The organism is uncultured Alistipes sp., assembly GCF_963931675.1.
In the GTDB taxonomy this organism is placed as follows: domain Bacteria; phylum Bacteroidota; class Bacteroidia; order Bacteroidales; family Rikenellaceae; genus Alistipes.
On the sequence record NZ_OZ007039.1, the window covers coordinates 503,378 to 521,526 of the forward strand.

The window sequence follows — 18,149 nt, forward strand, 5'->3', positions numbered from 1 at the left end:
TAACTACCAAATATTATGTCGGTTACATTTTATACCACCAACCACTTTTGGCATCATTACCTTGTTTCGCAACCTTAGCCATACAAAAAAATCCCCTCTCGAATCGAGAGGGGATTTTTTCATGCTGGCAGAAACCGGAAGCGCTCTCCGCTGGAGAGCTGGCCTCCAGTCACGGCCGTTACTGAGCCATCTGGAGCTTCTCCAGATCGGACTTGGCGCCGACCACGAGATCTTCGTACTCGCGCAGGCCCGTACCGCCGGGGATCAGGTGACCGCAGATGACGTTCTCCTTGAGGTTCTCCAGCGGATCGACCTTGGCCTGAATGGCGGCTTCGTTGAGGACCTTGGTGGTCTCCTGGAACGATGCCGCGGAGATGAAGCTCGACGTCTGGAGTGCGGCGCGGGTAATACCCTGCAGCACCTGGGTCGAGGTTGCGGGCACGATGTCACGCACCTGTACGGGGCGCAGGTCACGGCGTTTGAGGCTGGAGTTCTCGTCGCGGAGCTTGCGCAGCGAGACGATCTGCCCGGGCTGCAGCGCCGTGGAGTCGCCGGCATCCGTCACGACGACCTTGTCGTAGAGTTCGTCGTTGACATCCATGAACTCCCACTTGTCGACGATCTGGTCCTCGAAGAAGCGGGTATCTCCCGGATCCTCGATCTTGACCTTCGACATCATCTGGCGGACGATCACCTCGAAGTGCTTGTCGTTGATCTTCACGCCCTGCATACGGTATACCTCCTGAACCTCGTTGACGATGTACTCCTGCACCTTCGTCGGGCCGAGGATGTTGAGGATGTCGCTCGGGGTGATGGCGCCGTCCGACAGCGGGCTTCCGGCCTTCACGTAGTCGTTCTCCTGAACGATGATCTGACGCGACAGCGGCACGAGATAGCGTTTCACATCGCCCTGTTTCGAGGTGATGATGATCTCGCGGTTACCGCGCTTGATCTTTCCGAAGGTCACCTCGCCGTCGATCTCCGAAACGATGGCGGGGTTCGACGGGTTGCGGGCCTCGAAGAGCTCCGTAACACGCGGCAGACCTCCGGTGATGTCGCCTCCGGACTTGCCGACGGCACGCGGGATCTTGATCAGAATATCTCCGGCCTTGATCCGGGCGTTGTCCTTGATGACGATGTGGGCCGAGACGGGCAGGTTGTACTGCTTGACCTCCTCGCCCTCCTTGTTCTGGATCTTGATGACGGGGTTCTTGGTCTTGTCCTTGGACTCGATGACGACCTTCTCCGAAAGACCGGTCTGCTCGTCGCGTTCGTCGCGGTAGGTGACGCCTTCGATGATGTTCTCGTAGACGGCGCGACCCTCGTACTCCGAAATGATGACGGCGTTGTAGGGGTCCCACTCGCAGATCAGGTCGCCCTTCTTGACCTCGGCACCGTCCTCCATGTAGAGCGTGGCACCATAGGGCAGGTTGTGCGTATAGAGTACGATTTCGGTCTTGGGATCGACGATCCGGAACTCCGACTGACGCGAAATGACAATATCGATGGGTTCACCGGCGGCATTCTTGCCCTTGACGGTGCGCAGTTCGTCGATCTCCAGACGTCCTTCGTACTTCGAGATGACATTGGTCTCGACGGCCGTACCGCCGGCCACGCCACCGACGTGGAACGTACGGAGCGTCAGCTGCGTACCCGGCTCGCCGATGGACTGTGCGGCGATGACGCCGACGACTTCGCCCTTCTGGACCATGCGTGCCGTAGCGAGGTTGCGGCCGTAGCACTTGGCGCAGACGCCGCGGCGGGATTCGCAGGTGAGTACCGAACGGATTTCGACGGACTCCAGGGGCGACTTCTCGATGGCTTCGGCGATCGGCTCGGTGATCTCCTCCCCGGCCTTGCACAGCACCTCGCCGGTCAGCGGGTGGATGACGTCGTTCAAGGCCACACGTCCGAGGATCCGGTCGTAGAGCGTCTGTACGACATCGTCGTTGCGCTTGATGGCCGTAGCGGTCAGACCGCGCAGCGTACCGCAGTCCTCCTCGTTAATGATGACATCCTGCGCCACATCGACCAGACGACGGGTCAGATAACCGGCGTCGGCGGTCTTCAGGGCGGTATCGGCCAGACCCTTGCGGGCACCGTGCGTGGAGATGAAGTACTCCAACACCGAAAGTCCCTCCTTGAAGTTCGAGAGGATCGGGTTTTCGATAACCTGCTGACCGCCCTCGACACCCGACTTCTGCGGCTTGGCCATCAGGCCTCGCATACCGCTCAGCTGACGGATCTGCTCCTTCGAACCACGGGCTCCGGAGTCGAGCATCATGTAGACGGGGTTGAACCCGTCGTCATCGCGGACGAGCGTATCGATCACGGCCTTGGTCAACTTGGTATTGATGTTGGTCCAGACGTCGATGATCTGGTTGTAACGCTCGTTGTTGGTGATCAGACCCATGTTGTAGTCCTCCATGATGGCGTCGGCACGGTCGTAACCCTCCTGAACGAGTTTCTCCTTCTCCTGGGGGATGATCACGGCATCGAGGTTGAACGACAGACCGCCCTGGAAGGCCATCTTGTAACCCATGTCCTTGATGTCGTCGAGGAAGTTGGCCACCTTGTCGGCACCGGCCTTCTTCATGACCACGGCGATGATGTCGCGCAGCGAACGCTTCGTGAGCACCTCGTTGATGTATCCGACCTCCTTGGGCACCACCTGGTTGAAGAGGATGCGGCCGATGGTGGTCTCCTTCAGGACGCGGACGGGGTTGCCCTGCTCGTCCAGATCGTCGACCAGACACTTCACGATGGCGTGCAGGTCGGCGCGCTTCTCGTTGTAGGCGATGATGGCCTCCTCGGGGCCGTAGAATACCTGCCCCTCACCCTTGACGCCCTTGCGGGGCTTGGTGATGTAGTAGAGACCGAGAACCATGTCCTGCGACGGCACGGTGATCGGGGCTCCGTTGGCGGGGTTGAGGACGTTGTGCGACCCGAGCATCAGCAGCTGGGCCTCCAGGATAGCGGCATTGCCCAGCGGGAGGTGCACGGCCATCTGGTCACCGTCGAAGTCGGCGTTGAAGGCCGTACAGGCCAGCGGGTGCAGCTGCATGGCCTTGCCCTCGATAAGTTTGGGCTGGAAGGCCTGGATACCCAGGCGGTGCAGCGTCGGGGCGCGGTTCATCAGCACGGGGTGGCCCTTGATGACGTTTTCGAGGATGCCCCAGATGACGGGATCCTTGCGGTCGATAATCTTCTTGGCGGACTTCACCGTCTTGACGATGCCTCGCTCGATCAACTTACGGATCACGAACGGCTTGTACAGTTCGGCGGCCATGTCCTTCGGAATACCCATCTCGTGCATCTTCAGCTCGGGGCCGACGACGATGACCGAACGGGCCGAGTAGTCGACACGCTTACCGAGGAGGTTCTGACGGAAACGTCCCTGCTTGCCCTTGAGCGAGTCGGAGAGCGACTTGAGCGGGCGGTTCGACTCGTTCTTCACGGCGTTGGACTTGCGGGAGTTGTCGAACAGCGAGTCGACGGCCTCCTGCAGCATACGCTTCTCGTTGCGGAGGATGACCTCCGGAGCCTTGATTTCGATCAGACGCTTCAGGCGGTTGTTGCGGATGATGACGCGGCGGTAGAGGTCGTTCAGGTCCGAGGTGGCGAAACGTCCGCCGTCCAGCGGCACCAGCGGGCGCAGCTCGGGCGGGATCACCGGAATGACGCTCAACACCATCCATTCGGGTTTGTTCTTGCCCTCCGAAGCGCGGAACGACTCGATGACGTTCAGACACTTCAGGGCTTCGGACTTGCGCTGCTGCGAGGTCTCGGTCGAGGCCTTGTGGCGCAGGGCGTAGGACATCGAGTCGAGGTCTACCTGCTTCAGGAGCGTGTAGATGGCCTCGGCGCCCATCTGGGCAACGAACTTGTTGGGATCCGAGTCGTCGAGGGCCTGGTTGCCCTTCGGGAGGGCTGCCAGGACGTCGAGATACTCCTTCTCGGAGAGCGTCGCCAGACGCTCGATGCCCTGTTCCGAAGCGGCTCCGGGGTTGATCACCACGTAGCGCTCGTAGTAGATGATGGCTTCGAGCTTCTTGGAGGGGATCCCGAGCAGGTATCCGATCTTCGACGGCAGCGAGCGGAAATACCAGATGTGTACCACCGGCACGACGAGGGAGATGTGGCCCATGCGTTCACGCCGCACCTTCTTTTCGGTGACCTCGACGCCGCAGCGGTCGCAGACGATCCCCTTGTAGCGGATCCGCTTGTACTTTCCGCAGTGGCACTCGTAATCCTTCACGGGACCGAAGATGCGCTCGCAGAACAGACCGTCGCGTTCGGGCTTGTAGGTGCGGTAGTTGATGGTTTCGGGCTTGAGCACCTCGCCGCTCGACTGGGCCAGGATCTCCTCGGGGGAGGCCAGGCCGATCGAGATGCGGCTGTAACCATTATTCAGTTTATTGTCTTTGGCAATTGACATATCTGTTTTCGTTTACTTGTCCTCTTAAACAACCTTACTCCAATTTCACCGAGAGGGCCAGACCGCGCAGTTCGTGCAGCAGGACGTTCATGGCCTCGGGGATACCGGGTTTCGGGAGGTTTTCGCCCTTGACGATCGCCTCATAGGCCTTGGCGCGTCCCATGACGTCGTCGGACTTGATCGTCAGGATCTCCTGCAAGATGTTGGCGGCACCGAATCCTTCGAGCGCCCAGACCTCCATCTCACCGAAACGCTGGCCGCCGAACTGGGCCTTACCGCCGAGGGGCTGCTGCGTGATGAGCGAGTAGGGGCCGATCGAACGGGCGTGCATCTTGTCGTCGATCATGTGCCCGAGCTTGAGCATGTAGATCACGCCGACCGTAGCAGGCTGGTCGAACTTCTCGCCCGTACCGCCGTCGTAGAGGTACGTGCGGCCGCTGTGCGGGAGCCCGGCCTGCGCGGTGTACTCGTTGATCTGGTCGAGCGAGGCTCCGTCGAAGATCGGGGTGGCGAATTTCAGTCCGAGTTCGCGTCCGGCCCAACCGAGGACGGTTTCGTAGATCTGCCCGAGATTCATACGCGAAGGCACACCCAGCGGGTTCAGACAGATGTCGACGATCGTACCGTCTTCGAGGAACGGCATGTCCTCGTCGCGCACGACCTTGGCCACGATACCCTTGTTGCCGTGACGTCCGGCCATCTTGTCACCGACCTTCAGCTTGCGCTTCTTGGCGATGTAGACCTTGGCCATCTGGATGACGCCCGTCTGGGGGAGTTCGTCACCGTTCGTGAGGTTGTACTTCTCGCGCTTGATGGCGGCGTCGGCCTTCTTCCACTCAATCGTGTAGTTGTTGACCGTGGCCTCGATGAGCCCGTCGACATGGGCGTCGCCGGTCCAGTTGCAGGTCCCGAGGTTGAGATAACCCATCTCGACGCCGGTCTTCTCGTCGGCCGACTTGCGGGCGATCTCCTCGAGCATCTTCTGCGAGAACTTCGTCCCCGCGGGATAGAGCTCTACGCCGAAGTAGTCCGCAATGCCCGTGGTGGTCTTGCCCTGGAGCAGCGTCCAGAGTTTGCCGACGAGGCGTTTGGTCAGTTCGGCGATCTCGGCTGCGAACTTCTCGTCGAGTTTGTCGAGCTGGGCCTTTTCGGCGCTCTTGCTCTTCTTGCCCTCCTTGTTGGCGCGGCTGTAGAGCTTGGTGTCGATCACCACGCCGTGCAGCGAAGGCTGTGCCTTGAGCGAAGCATCCTTCACGTCGCCGGCCTTGTCGCCGAAGATCGCGCGCAGGAGCTTCTCCTCGGGCGAGGGATCGCTCTCGCCCTTCGGGGTGATCTTACCGATGAGGATGTCTCCCGGATGGATGTTGGCGCCGATGCGGACGATACCGTTTGCATCGAGGTCCTTCGTGGCGTCCTCCGAGACGTTCGGAATATCGGACGTCAGCTCCTCGACACCGCGTTTCGTGTCGCGCACCTCCATGATGTACTCGTCGACGTGCACCGACGTGAAAATATCCTCACGCTGGATACGCTCCGAAATCACGATGGCGTCCTCGAAGTTGTAACCCTTCCAGGGCATGAAGGCCACCTTGAGGTTGCGGCCCAGAGCCAGCTCGCCGTGCTGCGTCGAGTAGCCTTCGGTGAGGATCTGACCCTTGGTCACGTGGTCGCCCGTGAGGACCGTCGGCTTCAGGGTCACCGAGGTGTTCTGGTTCGTCCGGCGGTAACGGGGCAGTTCGTAGGTCGTAATCTCGGGTGCGAACGAGGTGAGGATCTCGTCCTCCGAGCGCTCGTACCTAATCTGGATCTTCGTGGCATCGGCGAAGACCACCTCGCCGTCACCTTCGGCCACAATCTGGATGCGGCTGTCGGAGATCATGTCCTTCTCGATACCCGTGCCGACGATCGGGGCTTCGCAGGTTACCAGGGGCACGGCCTGGCGCATCATGTTCGAACCCATCAGGGCACGGTTTGCGTCGTCGTGCTCCAGGAAGGGGATCAGGCTGGCGGCGATCGAGGCGATCTGGTTCGGGGCGACGTCCATGAGGTTGACCTCGCTGGCGGTCACCACGGGGAAATCGGCACCTTCCCGCGCCTTGACACGGTCGGGCTCCAGGAACGAGCCGTCGTCACCGAGCGGGACGTTCGACTGAGCGACGATCTTGCCCTCCTCCTCCTCGGCCGAGTAGTAGCGGATGTGGGAGTTGTCGAGGTCGACCTTTCCGTTCTCGACGGTGCGGTACGGGGTCTCGATGAATCCCATCGGGGAGATGCGTGCATAGACGCACAGCGAGGAGATCAGACCGATGTTCGGGCCTTCGGGCGACTCGATCGGGCAGAGACGTCCGTAATGGGTATAGTGCACGTCGCGGACCTCGAAACCGGCGCGGTCACGCGACAGACCGCCGGGGCCGAGTGCCGAGAGGCGGCGCTTGTGCGTGATTTCGGCCAGGGGGTTGATCTGGTCCATGAACTGCGAGAGCTGCGAGGTCCCGAAGAAGGAGTTGATCACCGACGAGAGGGTCTTGGCGTTGATCAGGTCCACCGGGGTGAATACCTCGTTGTCGCGGACGTTCATGCGTTCGCGGATCGTCCGAGCCATGCGCACGAACCCGACCGAGAACTGGTTCGAGAGCTGCTCGCCGACCGTACGCACGCGACGGTTCGACAAGTGGTCAATATCGTCGACGTCGGCCTTGGAGTTGATCAGCTGGATCAGGTACTTGATGATGGCGATGATGTCCTCGCGGGCCAACGTGCGAATAGCCGGATCGATGTCCAGATCCAGCTTCTTGTTGATGCGGTAACGTCCGACATCGCCCAGGTCGTAACGCTTGTCGGAGAAGAAGAGCTTCTCGATGACGTCGCGGGCAGTGGCCTCATCGGGCGGTTCCGAAGCGCGCAACTGCCTGTAAATGTAAACTACGGCCTCTTTTTCCGAGTTGCAGGGGTCCTTCTGGAGGGTGTTGTAGATGATCGAGAAGTCGATACCCGAAAGGTTCTCCTTGTGGAGGAGGATGGTCTTGGCACCGCTTTCGATGATCTGGTCGATATGCTCCTCTTCGAGCACGGTCTCACGGTCGACGATGACGTTGTTACGCTCGATGGAGACGACCTCGCCGGTATCCTCGTCGACGAAGTCCTCGACCCAGGTCGAGAGGACACGAGCGGCGAGTTTGCGCCCCACGGCCTTCTTGAGCGTGGCCTTGGAGACCTTGATCTCGTCCGCGAGGTCGAAGATTTCGAGGATCTGCTGGTCGGCCTCGTAGCCGATGGCGCGCAGCAGGGTCGTCACGGGCAGCTTCTTCTTGCGGTCGATGTAGGCGTACATCACGTTGTTGATGTCCGTTGCGAACTCGATCCACGAACCCTTGAAGGGGATGATACGTGCCGAATAGAGTTTCGTACCGTTTGTGTGCATACTCTGCCCGAAGAAGACGCCGGGCGAGCGGTGCAGCTGGGAGACGATGACGCGCTCGGCACCGTTGATGACGAACGTACCGCGTTCGGTCATGTAGGGAATCGTCCCGAAATAGACGTCCTGAACGACGACTCCGAAATCCTCGTGTTCATCGTCCGTGCAGTAAAGTTTCAGCTTGGCCTTGAGGGGGACGCTGTATGTCAAGCCGCGCTCCAGACACTCCTCGATCGAGTAGCGGGGCGGGTCGATATAGTAGTCGATAAACTCCAGAACGAAATTGTTCCGGGTATCCGTAATGGGGAAATTTTCCTGAAAGACCTTGTAAAGGCCCTCGTTCTTACGGTTTTCGGCCGTGGTGTCCATCTGGAAAAAGTCCCGGAATGATTTAAGCTGCACCTCCAGCAGATCGGGATAGGGAACCCGGTTCTTGATGGAGGAGAAGCTAATTCTCTGTTGTGATTTTGCTGCGGACATCGTAGAAATCCAAATTAGTTGAGTAGTGATGGGGTTCCGGCCCCAAAATGTCCGGGGGTAATAATCCCGGCAATGCTCCCGCAAAAAGGCAAACCGCGCCCGGGGAGCATTCATCCGCCAAAGACCGGACACAGCTCCTGCTCGGCACTTCCAGTCTTTAGACCAAGAAAAGGCATAGAGCCTACACCGTGGTAAGCCCTATACCTGTTCGTGATTTATCGCGGCTTAAGCAGCAATGCTACTTGAGCTCAACTTCAGCACCTGCCTCTTCGAGCTGGCCTTTGATCTGCTCAGCCTCCTCCTTGGAAACGCCCTCTTTCACAGCCTTGGGCGCACCGTCAACGAGAGCCTTGGCATCACCGAGCGAGAGGCCGGCGATATCCTTCACAGCCTTGATAACCTGGAGTTTGGCCTGGCCGGCGTTCTTCAGGATCACATCGAACGTCGATTTCTCGGCGGCAGCGGCCTCACCGGCACCTGCAGCGGGAGCTGCGACAGCGACAGCGGCAGCAGCCGGCTCAATGCCATACTCCTCCTTGAGGATCTGAGCGAGTTCGTTAACCTCGGTAACCTTCAGGTTTACCAGTTCTTCAGCGAGTTTCTTTACGTCTGCCATAATTGTAAGCTTATTAATTTGTTTTAGATTCTTGTTTGTGAATTAGTTGTTTCTCGATTCGAGCGTCTTCACGAGGCCCGCAATCTTTTGGCCTGCATTAGCCTGCAGTGCGGAAATAACATTCTTGGCCGGGGACTGCAGCAGAGCGATAACGTCTGCGATGAGTTCCTCCTTGCTCTTGATGTTGCAGAGGGTGTCCAGTTGGTTGTCTCCGACATAGACGCAACCCTCGGCGAAAGCTGCCTTGAGAACGGGTTTGTCGGATTTCTTGCGGAACTCCTTGATCAACACCGCGGGGGCTTTGGCCACGTTGGCGAACATGATCGAGGTGGGACCCTCCAGAACTTTTACCAGATCAGCGTCGGCCTTATCCACCTTTTCGAGGGCTTTGCCCAGGAGGGTGTTCTTGACGACCACCAGTTTGACATCGCTTTCGAAGCACTTGCGGCGCAGGGCAGCGGTCTGCTCGGCGTTGAGCGTAGCAATATCGGCGATGTAGAAGTGAGGATAAGCCTGGAGCTGCTCGGCGAGGCTGTTGATTACAACCAGTTTTTCTTCCTTAGTCATCTTCTGTTATCCTCCTGTTATTTGGTTTCTACTGATTTGGCATCGATCTGCACACCGGGACTCATGGTGGTCGAGAGGTAGATACTCTTCACATAAGAACCTTTGGCGGCAGCGGGTTTGAGTTTGATGATCGTGCTGAGCACCTCCCTGGCATTGTCAACGATCTGCTCTGCAGTGAACGACACCTTACCCACCGTCGTGTGGATGATACCGAACTTGTCGACCTTGAAGTCGATCTTACCGGCCTTGACTTCGGTCACGGCCTTGCCGACCTCCATGGTTACCGTACCGGTTTTGGGGTTCGGCATCAGGCCGCGGGGACCGAGGATACGGCCCAGGGCACCGACCTTGCCCATCACGTTGGGGGTACAGATAATCACATCGACGTCGGTCCAACCGCCCTTGATTTTGTCGACGAACTCGTCCAGTCCGACGAAATCAGCACCGGCAGCTTTTGCTTCGGCCTCTTTCTCGGGGGTGCAGAGCACCAGGACGCGGACGGTTTTACCCGTACCGTGGGGGAGCGTAACGACACCGCGGACCATCTGATTGGCCTTGCGGGGGTCGACGCCCAGACGTACGTCAATATCAACGGAAGCGTCGAATTTCGTGAACGTAATTTCCTTCAGAAGAGCGGCAGCCTCCGAAAGTTTGTAAGCCTTTCCGGCTTCCACCTTGGCGTAGGCGATCTTTTGATTCTTTGTCAACTTACTCATCTTCTTCTGTCATTACAAGTTAGGAAATTCACCGACGACACTGATACCCATACTGCGGGCCGTACCGGCTACCATGCGCATAGCGGACTCCAGGGTGAAGCAGTTCATGTCGGACATTTTGTCCTGGGCGATTTCCCGGATTTGGTCCCACGTCACCTGACCGACCTTGCTGCGGTTGGGCTGAGCGGAACCGCTCTGTACTTTTGCTGCTTCCTTGAGCTGGATTGCTACGGGCGGCTGTTTTACAACGAACTCGAAGGACTTGTCGCTGTAGACGGTGATGATGACCGGAAGAACCTTACCCGCCTTGTCCTGGGTACGGGCGTTGAATTGCTTGCAGAAGTCCATGATATTGACTCCCTTGGAACCCAACGCGGGACCAACCGGGGGCGAAGGATTGGCGGCACCACCTTTGATCTGCAATTTAATAAATGCAGCAACCTCTTTTGCCATAGTTTTCCTTGGTTAATTATTCTTTTTCTACTTGAGTGAAACCCAACTCCATAGGAGTTTTGCGCCCGAATATCTTCACCGATACCGTGAGTTTCTTGCGCTCGTTGTCGACTGCCTCGATAGTACCTTGGAAGCTCGAGAAAGGACCGTCCGTAACCTTGACGGTCTCGCCGACAAAGAAAGGTATTTCGTTTTCCTCCTCCATGGCGTTCATTTCATCGACGCGGCCGAGGATGCGCGCGACCTCCTGTGGACGGAGAGGTGTAGCGATCATCTTGCGGCTGTCCTCTTTGGTATCGCCGAGGAAACCCAGCACATTGGGAGTATTCCGAATCAGAATGGGGATCTGTCCTACGAAAGCCGCCTCCACCAGGACATAACCGGGGTAAGAAACCTTCTCTTTGGAAACTTTCTTGCCGTTGCGGATGGTATAGACCTTTTCGGTGGGGATCAGCACCTGGGAGATGTAGTCTTCGAGGTGGTTGTGGCGGACTTCGGCTTCGATGTACTCTTTGACCTTAGCCTCCTTTCCGCCGATAGCCCGGACTACATACCACTGTTTTTTAATTTCGCTCATTTCTCACGACAGACAATTATCGCCCGAGATTACCCAGGGTCTTGTAGATGACGGCCATGAGGTTCTCGAACGTAAGGTCCATAGCCAGGACGACAATGGCGAAGATGACCGAAGCCACCATCACGACGATCGTAGAGCTTTGGAGCTGCGGGAACGTGGGCCACGTCACCTTGTTGACAAGCTCGTTGTAGGACTCTTTAAAGTAGTTGAACATAATACCTTAAACTTTTGCTTTGGCAGGAGCAGAGAGATTCGAACTCCCATCAACGGTTTTGGAGACCGCTATTCTACCCTTGAACTATGCTCCTGAAAAGAGGCGGTGTGCGGAACACCGCCTCGGGGTATTGGGTTGATCAGACCTTATTTCACGATCTTGAGGATCTGACCGGCACCTACCGTACGGCCACCCTCGCGGATTGCGAAACGCAGACCCTCGTTCAGGGCTACCGGGTAGATCAGCTTCACGGTGATGGTCACGTGGTCGCCGGGCATTACCATGTCGACGCCTGCGGGCAGGTGAACCTCACCGGTTACGTCCATCGTACGCAGATAGAACTGGGGACGATAGTTGTTGTGGAACGGCGTGTGACGGCCACCCTCCTCTTTCTTCAGGATGTAGACCTCGGCCTCGAACTCGGTGTGCGGGGTGATCGAACCGGGCTTGGCAACGACCATACCACGCTTAACCTCCTTCTTGTCGATACCACGGAGCAGCAGACCTACGTTGTCGCCGGCCTCACCCTCATCGAGCAGTTTGCGGAACATCTCGACGCCGGTGCAGGTCGAAGTCAGGGTCTTCTCCTCCAGACCGATGATCTCGACGGGATCACCCACGTGGATGATACCGGTCTCGATACGGCCCGTTACGACGGTACCACGGCCGGTGATCGAGAAGACGTCCTCGATAGGCATCAGGAAGGGCTTCTCGTTGTCGCGCTGCGGCAGGGGGATATAGGTATCTACGGCATCCATGAGTTCCATGACCTTCTCCTCCCACTTGGCCTCGCCATTGAGGGCGCCGAGGGCGGAACCGCGGATCACGGGAGCGTTGTCACCGTCGTAGTCGTACTTCGAGAGCAGGTCGCGGACCTCCATCTCGACCAGGTCGAGCATTTCGGGGTCGTCTACCATGTCGCACTTGTTCAGGAACACGACGATCTTCGGCACGTTCACCTGACGGGCGAGCAGCACGTGCTCGTTGGTCTGGGGCATCGGACCGTCGGTAGCGGCAACAACCAGGATGGCACCGTCCATCTGAGCGGCACCGGTAACCATGTTCTTCACATAGTCGGCGTGTCCCGGGCAGTCTACGTGAGCGTAGTGGCGGTTGGCCGTCTGATACTCGACATGGGCGGTGTTGATCGTGATACCGCGCTCTTTCTCCTCGGGAGCGTTGTCGATGGAGTCGAAGGAACGGAGCTCCGAAAGACCCTGCTTAGCCAGAACGGTCGTGATAGCAGCGGTAAGGGTGGTCTTACCGTGGTCAACGTGACCGATGGTACCGATGTTTACGTGCGGTTTCGACCGGTCGAATTTTTCTTTTGCCATAGTATTAAATATTAAGTATTGTTAAAAACTACTTCCAAGTTTTAAAATCCATTCGTTTCAATCCGCAAGACAAGCGGGCGACACAAATCTCCGGTCTTGGAACCGGAGTTTTTGTATCACACGCTGCGTGCGTTGGAGCGGAAGACGAGGCTCAAACTCGCGACCCTCAGCTTGGAAGGCTGATGCTCTATCAACTGAGCTACTTCCGCAAAAACATACCGTATCGGAGTGAGTGCCTGTTCGTGGGAAGCGCGGGGAAGGGATTAACGATCCGGGGCTTCGCATTTTGCCGTTCCGACCGGTTTTCAGTGGGAAGTGATGGATTCGAACCACCGAAGGCGTACGCCAGCAGATTTACAGTCTGCCCCATTTGGCCACTCTGGTAACTTCCCGTTTTTGAGGATCTTTCGATCCACGGCGCCGACCGCATCAGTTGTCCGAGTGACCCCGGGGTCGGCATCCGAGCCGATGGAGGGATTCGAACCCACGACCAGCTGATTACAAATCAGCTGCTCTGGCCAACTGAGCTACATCGGCAATTATTCACCGTTTTGGATTGCAAAAGTAGGCATAAAAAATTTATCGGCCAAATAAAAGCGGGATAAATTTTTCATTTTTTCACTCTTCTCAAAGAACGGCGCCCGATCGTCGAGACTTCAGGGGCGAAATCGGGTGCAAAGATAGGAAAAGTTTTGGATAACGCAACAGGTTCCGCAAAAAATATCATCATTCGGAGCCACAACCGTCACGGGACGGACCGAGGTGGCGTTTTCACCGGTTTTCACCAACTCATCACCCCCCCCCTTCTCCTCCTCCTCTTCCCTTCTTGCCTCCTCTCCTTCTCCCCCCCCCTCTCTCAAAAAAAGCGGATCCGCCCCACCGGCCGGACCCACACATCCAATCGCTCAGGACGAAACCCCTACTGCTTGCGAGCCGAATGGATCAACCGGGCGGGAGTCGCATGCAGGTAATTCTTGCAGAAACGGCTGAACTGCGTATAGTGGCGGAATCCGTATTTGTCCATCAACGCCTTGGTGCTGTCCTCACCGTCGCGAATATCGGCGAGGATTTTCCGGGCCTTCTGCTGCAGCATCCAGTGGTAGACACTGTCATGGAAATGTTCGGCGAACCGGCGTTTGAAGACCGAGAGGCTCATTCCGGCCAAAGCGGCGAGACCGGCCACACTCTGCACCCGGTCGTAATTGTTGCAGACGAAGACGCGGAAGTTGTCCCGGGGCTGCATTATGGTCTGAAAGAAATAGGCTTGTTCGGTCGGGGTGTAGAGCAGCTTGATCATCATGAAGAGTTCGGAAGCCTTCATGCGGTGATAGCGGACGCAATCGGACATCTGCGGGACCATGAAACACGAGGAGATCAGCTGCTCGACAAAGGGGTGCATCGAGAGCATGGGGAGCGTCTCGACGGGGATCTGCGAATCGTAATCGTCACTTCTGTCGAGCAGGTCCTGACAGCAGAACTCGACCCGGAGGATAAGAGATAGCACGACGACCCGGGTATCGGCATCCTGCGCCGTAGCGACGAACGACCCGTTTCGGTCGAGACAGACGCACTGTTTCGAGGTGGCAAGGCGGGCAATACCGGTGCGGTTATCGGCGTTGTGTTCGATCCTCAGGGATCCGGAGAGGACGAACAGGATACGGACGACGTGACCGGCCGGGAAGGAGAGCCCCTCTCCGGCGGCCAATGAGAGTTGGGAGAATCGGCAGTACGAGGAGTCTCCAATGCGCCGGAACGGCGCCGGGAAGGTAGGACAACTACTACAATCCGCAGAACAACACTCTTTCAAAGCCGACTCCTCAAACTGCGGTTTGGGTTGAGAATCCATACACATGTGAAAGTTTGAACAAAGGTATGAATAAAATCCCGAAAAGGCAACGAAAGGGTCGCCGGGATACAAAAAAAAGCCGCCCGGGAGACCGGGCGACCATTTTCGGAGGGGGGGGGTGGCCCCGCCCCGGAATTGTCACTTGTAGGAGATGATCAGGATCTTCGAGGATTCCCAGAAGCGGGCGGGGTCCGTAATGCGGAGTTTTTCGACGGTTTTATCGGCACTGGCGGCCAGTTCGTAGGAGTCCTCGGGGTGTGACGACACGACCGTCACCCGTTTGTGCCCGACGGGGATTTCGGCGAGCAGGCGCGAATCGGCCGCGGTGAAGCTGTCGAGATTCCCCGTAGCGCCGACGGTGAGGGTCCGGCCGATGAATCCCTGTTTGTTGATGATCTGGGCGTTCCGCAGCTCCTTTTCGGATCCGACGATGTAATACACGGTATGGAGCTGGTTTTGGAGTTCGACCTTTTCGGAGCTGAGGTCCTCGATCCGGGCGCTGCTTTGGGCGACCTCTTCGGCAAGGGATTCGACCCGGAGGCCCATCTGTGCGAGGTTTTCGCGCAACCGATCCACTTCGGACTTTTTGTCTGCGAGCTGCCGGTTCAGATCGGCGATCATCTTTTCGAGGCCGTCGATGCGGAGGTTTGCCTTGCGCAGCAGGGAGGCGGAACGCTGCAGGGAGGCGATTTTGGCTTTGTTTTCCTGCAGGAGCCGGTCGATGGCGGCAATATCGTTGTTGATCTCCTCGACGGGGCGGCGACCGCCTTCGGACTCACCGGCGACGGTGATGAGGTTTTCCCGGGACTTGATCATGGCGAGATTTTCCGAGATGGCGTTGATGTCGTCGAAGATGAGGTGGATGAGCGAATCCTTTTCGCCGACCACGACGGCCAGGGAGTCCCGCTGGTTTTCGACGCGCACGGCGGACTGCCTGCTGACGCAGGAGGTAAAGGCAAGCGCGGCGATTGCGGCCGCGGCCATCGACTGCAGGATAGCGGATTTCATAAGCATTTGAGTTTTAGCGGATTCTGTTTCTATTTGCCTTCGGGGGCAAAGATAGGCATAAAACGGCGATTTTGTACCGGATTTGTGCAGGAGTCCGTAAAAAAAAGACGGACCGCACGCTATGTGCAGTCCGTAACTCATCGACGCCGATGCGACGGTTTACTTGTTGGCGTTCTTCTTGTCGTAGCGTTTTGCGTATCGGCTCATAAACTTATCGACGCGACCGGCGGTGTCTACCAGCTTCATCTTGCCCGTATAGAACGGGTGCGAGGTGTTGGAGATTTCCATCTTATACACGGGATAGGTTTCGCCGTTCACTTCGATGGTTTCTTTTGTCGAAACGGCGGACCGACACAAAAACACGTGGTCATTGGACATGTCCTTGAAGGCCACCAAACGATAATTTTCCGGATGAATACCCTTTTTCATTTGTGTTTGTGTTTTTGATTCATGCTTTTGGCGGGGACAAAGGTACGAATTTATTTGCAAGAAACAAGGGGGAAGGGTAAAATTTTCCTTTTTCGTTGATTTTGACGTTTGCGGAATACGGATTGTTTTCTTATCTTTGCGCTCACGAAGCCGCACGGGGGTGCGGTATTTGGGGCCCATAGCTCAGTTGGTCAGAGCAGCGGACTCATAATCCGAAGGTCGTGGGATCATGCCCCTCTGGGCCCACGGAAAAGGGACCTTCCTGAAAAGGAGGGTCCCTTTTTCGTGTGTGACAGGCATCCCGTCGGGCCCGTGCAACCCGTTCCGGCGAAACGTTCGGCCCTGGGGAGCCGCCCGTCCCGCAGGCTGCCGGGAATCAGTTTCCTGACTTTTTGGCGGCATCGTCGCTGCGGATCTCCTTGCGACGGATCTTGCCGCTGATGGTCTTGGGCAGCGACTCGACAAACTCGATCACGCGCGGATACTTGTAGGGGGCGGTAATTCGCTTGACATGGTCCTGCAACTCCTTGACCAGTGCGGCATCGGCCCGGTCGCGGTATGCGGCTGCAAGGACGATCGTCGCCTTGACGACCTGCCCGCGGATTTCGTCCGGCACGCCGGTGATGGCGCACTCGACGACGGCTGGATGGGTCATCAGGGCGCTTTCGACCTCGAAGGGGCCGATCCGGTAGCCCGAGCTCTTGATCACGTCGTCGGCACGCCCCACGAACCAGTAGTATCCGTCCTCGTCGCGCCAGGCCACGTCGCCCGTATAGTAAACGCCGTCATGCCAGGCCTCGCGCGTGCGGTTTTCATCGAGATAGTACTCCTTGAACAGACCGACGGGTTTCCCGCCGTCGGTACGGACGACGATCTGCCCCTGCTCTCCATCCTCGGCCGGACGTCCGTCGGGGGTCAGCAGGTCGATCCGATACTGGGGATTGGGTACGCCCATGCTGCCGGGCTTGGGCTCCATCCAGGGGAAGGTTCCGAGCGTCAGGGTGGTTTCGGTCTGCCCGAATCCCTCCATGAGGCGGATTCCGGTCTGGGCGAGGAAGGTGTCGTAAACCGAACCGTTGAGCGCCTCCCCGGCCGTCGTGCAGTACTCCAGAGACGAGAGGTCGAACTTCGAGAGGTCCTCGCGGATCATGAACCGGTAGATCGTCGGAGGGGCGCAGAGCGAGGTGATGCGGTACTGTCCGATCTTGCGGAGGATCTCCGCAGGGGTGAACTTCTCGTGGTCGTAGACGAAGAGCGTGGCTCCGGCGATCCACTGCCCGTAGAGTTTTCCCCAGGCGGCCTTGGCCCAGCCCGTATCGGCGATCGTCAGGTGGAGGCTTCCCTCGTGGAGGTTGTGCCAGTAGCGGGCGGTAACGATATGGCCGAGGGGATAGGTGAAGTCATGCGCCACCATCTTGGGTTCGCCGGTGGTTCCCGAAGTGAAGTACATGAGCATGATGTCGTCGTTTTCGTTCGCGTGTTCGGGTCGCACGAAAGGCTCCGCGGCCTCGATTCCGCGGTGGAAGTCGAGGAATCCTTCGGGGACCTCGGGTCCTACGCTGACCAGGGCCTTGACCGTGGGGCTTTCGGGCATGGCGGCGGCGACGTGGTCGGTGATGACCTGATCTCCGGCCACGACGATGGCCTTGATCGACGCGATATTGCAGCGGTAGACGACATCCTTCCTGGTAAGCAGGTGGGTGGCGGGGATCACCACGGCGCCGAGTTTGTGGAGGGCCAGCACCGAGAACCAGAATTCATAGCGGCGCTTGAGGATCAGCATCACGGGGTCGCCCTTTCCGATGCCGAGGCTTCGGAAATAGGAGGCCGTCCGGTCGCTCTGGCGCTTCAGGTCGGCGAAGGAGAAGCGCTCTTCACGCCCCTTGTCGTCGGTCCAGAGCATGGCCAGCCGGTCGGGCTGTTCGGAGGCATAGACGTCCATGACGTCATAGGCGAAATTGAAATGCTCGGGCACCCGGATATGCAGGTGCTGCCGGAACTCCTCCTGCGAGGAGAAGTCGGTCCGGGTCAGGAATCGGGAGACAAGATCCATACC

The 18,149-nt window shown here is 58.0% G+C and carries 13 protein-coding genes and 5 tRNA genes; 1 reads left to right on the forward strand and 17 read right to left on the reverse strand.

What is annotated here, in order from left to right; translation table 11 throughout:
* Positions 1-178: 178 nt before the first annotated feature.
* The 16 genes from rpoC to ABGT65_RS02235 form a co-directional block, all read right to left on the reverse strand.
* Positions 179-4,438 (reverse strand): DNA-directed RNA polymerase subunit beta', encoded by a 4,260-nt coding sequence (rpoC, locus tag ABGT65_RS02160; protein ID WP_346699557.1) that lies wholly within the window; start codon positions 4,436-4,438, stop codon positions 179-181.
* Positions 4,439-4,472: 34 nt separating this feature from the next.
* Positions 4,473-8,333, reverse strand: coding sequence for a DNA-directed RNA polymerase subunit beta (rpoB, locus tag ABGT65_RS02165; RefSeq protein ID WP_346699558.1), 3,861 nt, complete (start codon positions 8,331-8,333; stop codon positions 4,473-4,475).
* Between the two features lie 238 nt (positions 8,334-8,571).
* Positions 8,572-8,949: a 50S ribosomal protein L7/L12 gene (rplL, locus tag ABGT65_RS02170; protein ID WP_087263043.1), complete on the reverse strand. Its 378-nt coding sequence runs from the start codon at positions 8,947-8,949 to the stop codon at positions 8,572-8,574.
* Between the two features lie 42 nt (positions 8,950-8,991).
* Positions 8,992-9,516 carry a 50S ribosomal protein L10 gene (rplJ, locus tag ABGT65_RS02175; protein ID WP_346699559.1) on the reverse strand — a complete coding sequence of 175 codons (525 nt, stop codon included), beginning with the start codon at positions 9,514-9,516 and terminating at the stop codon, positions 8,992-8,994.
* A 17-nt stretch (positions 9,517-9,533) separates the two neighbouring features.
* Positions 9,534-10,232, reverse strand: a complete 699-nt coding sequence (rplA, locus tag ABGT65_RS02180) for a 50S ribosomal protein L1 (RefSeq protein ID WP_346699560.1) — start codon at positions 10,230-10,232, stop codon at positions 9,534-9,536.
* A 12-nt stretch (positions 10,233-10,244) separates the two neighbouring features.
* Positions 10,245-10,685, reverse strand: coding sequence for a 50S ribosomal protein L11 (rplK, locus tag ABGT65_RS02185; RefSeq protein ID WP_346699561.1), 441 nt, complete (start codon positions 10,683-10,685; stop codon positions 10,245-10,247).
* Positions 10,686-10,701: 16 nt separating this feature from the next.
* The gene (gene nusG, locus ABGT65_RS02190; protein ID WP_087263051.1) at positions 10,702-11,262 is read right to left on the reverse strand and encodes a transcription termination/antitermination protein NusG; all 561 of its coding nucleotides are present in this window, start codon (positions 11,260-11,262) and stop codon (positions 10,702-10,704) included.
* 16 nt (positions 11,263-11,278) lie between these two features.
* On the reverse strand, positions 11,279-11,476 hold the full coding sequence (gene secE / locus ABGT65_RS02195; RefSeq protein WP_308501934.1) for a preprotein translocase subunit SecE: 198 nt from the start codon (positions 11,474-11,476) through the stop codon (positions 11,279-11,281).
* Positions 11,477-11,496: 20 nt separating this feature from the next.
* Positions 11,497-11,570: transfer RNA gene (locus ABGT65_RS02200), tRNA-Trp, on the reverse strand.
* Between the two features lie 52 nt (positions 11,571-11,622).
* Complete coding sequence (gene tuf / locus ABGT65_RS02205) at positions 11,623-12,810, reverse strand: elongation factor Tu (protein ID WP_346699562.1); 1,188 nt, start codon at positions 12,808-12,810, stop codon at positions 11,623-11,625.
* A 133-nt stretch (positions 12,811-12,943) separates the two neighbouring features.
* Positions 12,944-13,019 (reverse strand) — tRNA-Gly (locus ABGT65_RS02210).
* 100 nt (positions 13,020-13,119) lie between these two features.
* Positions 13,120-13,202: transfer RNA gene (locus ABGT65_RS02215), tRNA-Tyr, on the reverse strand.
* Positions 13,203-13,273: 71 nt separating this feature from the next.
* Positions 13,274-13,347, reverse strand: a tRNA-Thr gene (locus ABGT65_RS02220).
* 382 nt (positions 13,348-13,729) lie between these two features.
* Positions 13,730-14,656: a helix-turn-helix domain-containing protein gene (locus tag ABGT65_RS02225; protein WP_346699563.1), complete on the reverse strand. Its 927-nt coding sequence runs from the start codon at positions 14,654-14,656 to the stop codon at positions 13,730-13,732.
* Positions 14,657-14,794: 138 nt separating this feature from the next.
* Positions 14,795-15,664: a hypothetical protein gene (locus tag ABGT65_RS02230; protein WP_346699564.1), complete on the reverse strand. Its 870-nt coding sequence runs from the start codon at positions 15,662-15,664 to the stop codon at positions 14,795-14,797.
* A gap of 159 nt (positions 15,665-15,823) precedes the next feature.
* Positions 15,824-16,093 carry a type B 50S ribosomal protein L31 gene (locus ABGT65_RS02235; RefSeq protein WP_087263064.1) on the reverse strand — a complete coding sequence of 90 codons (270 nt, stop codon included), beginning with the start codon at positions 16,091-16,093 and terminating at the stop codon, positions 15,824-15,826.
* Between the two features lie 172 nt (positions 16,094-16,265).
* Here ABGT65_RS02235 and ABGT65_RS02240 point away from each other — a divergent pair.
* Positions 16,266-16,339: transfer RNA gene (locus ABGT65_RS02240), tRNA-Ile, on the forward strand.
* 130 nt (positions 16,340-16,469) lie between these two features.
* Here the strand turns inward: ABGT65_RS02240 and ABGT65_RS02245 are convergent.
* Positions 16,470-18,146: an AMP-binding protein gene (locus ABGT65_RS02245; protein WP_346699565.1), complete on the reverse strand. Its 1,677-nt coding sequence runs from the start codon at positions 18,144-18,146 to the stop codon at positions 16,470-16,472.
* Between the last annotated feature and the right edge of the window lie 3 nt (positions 18,147-18,149).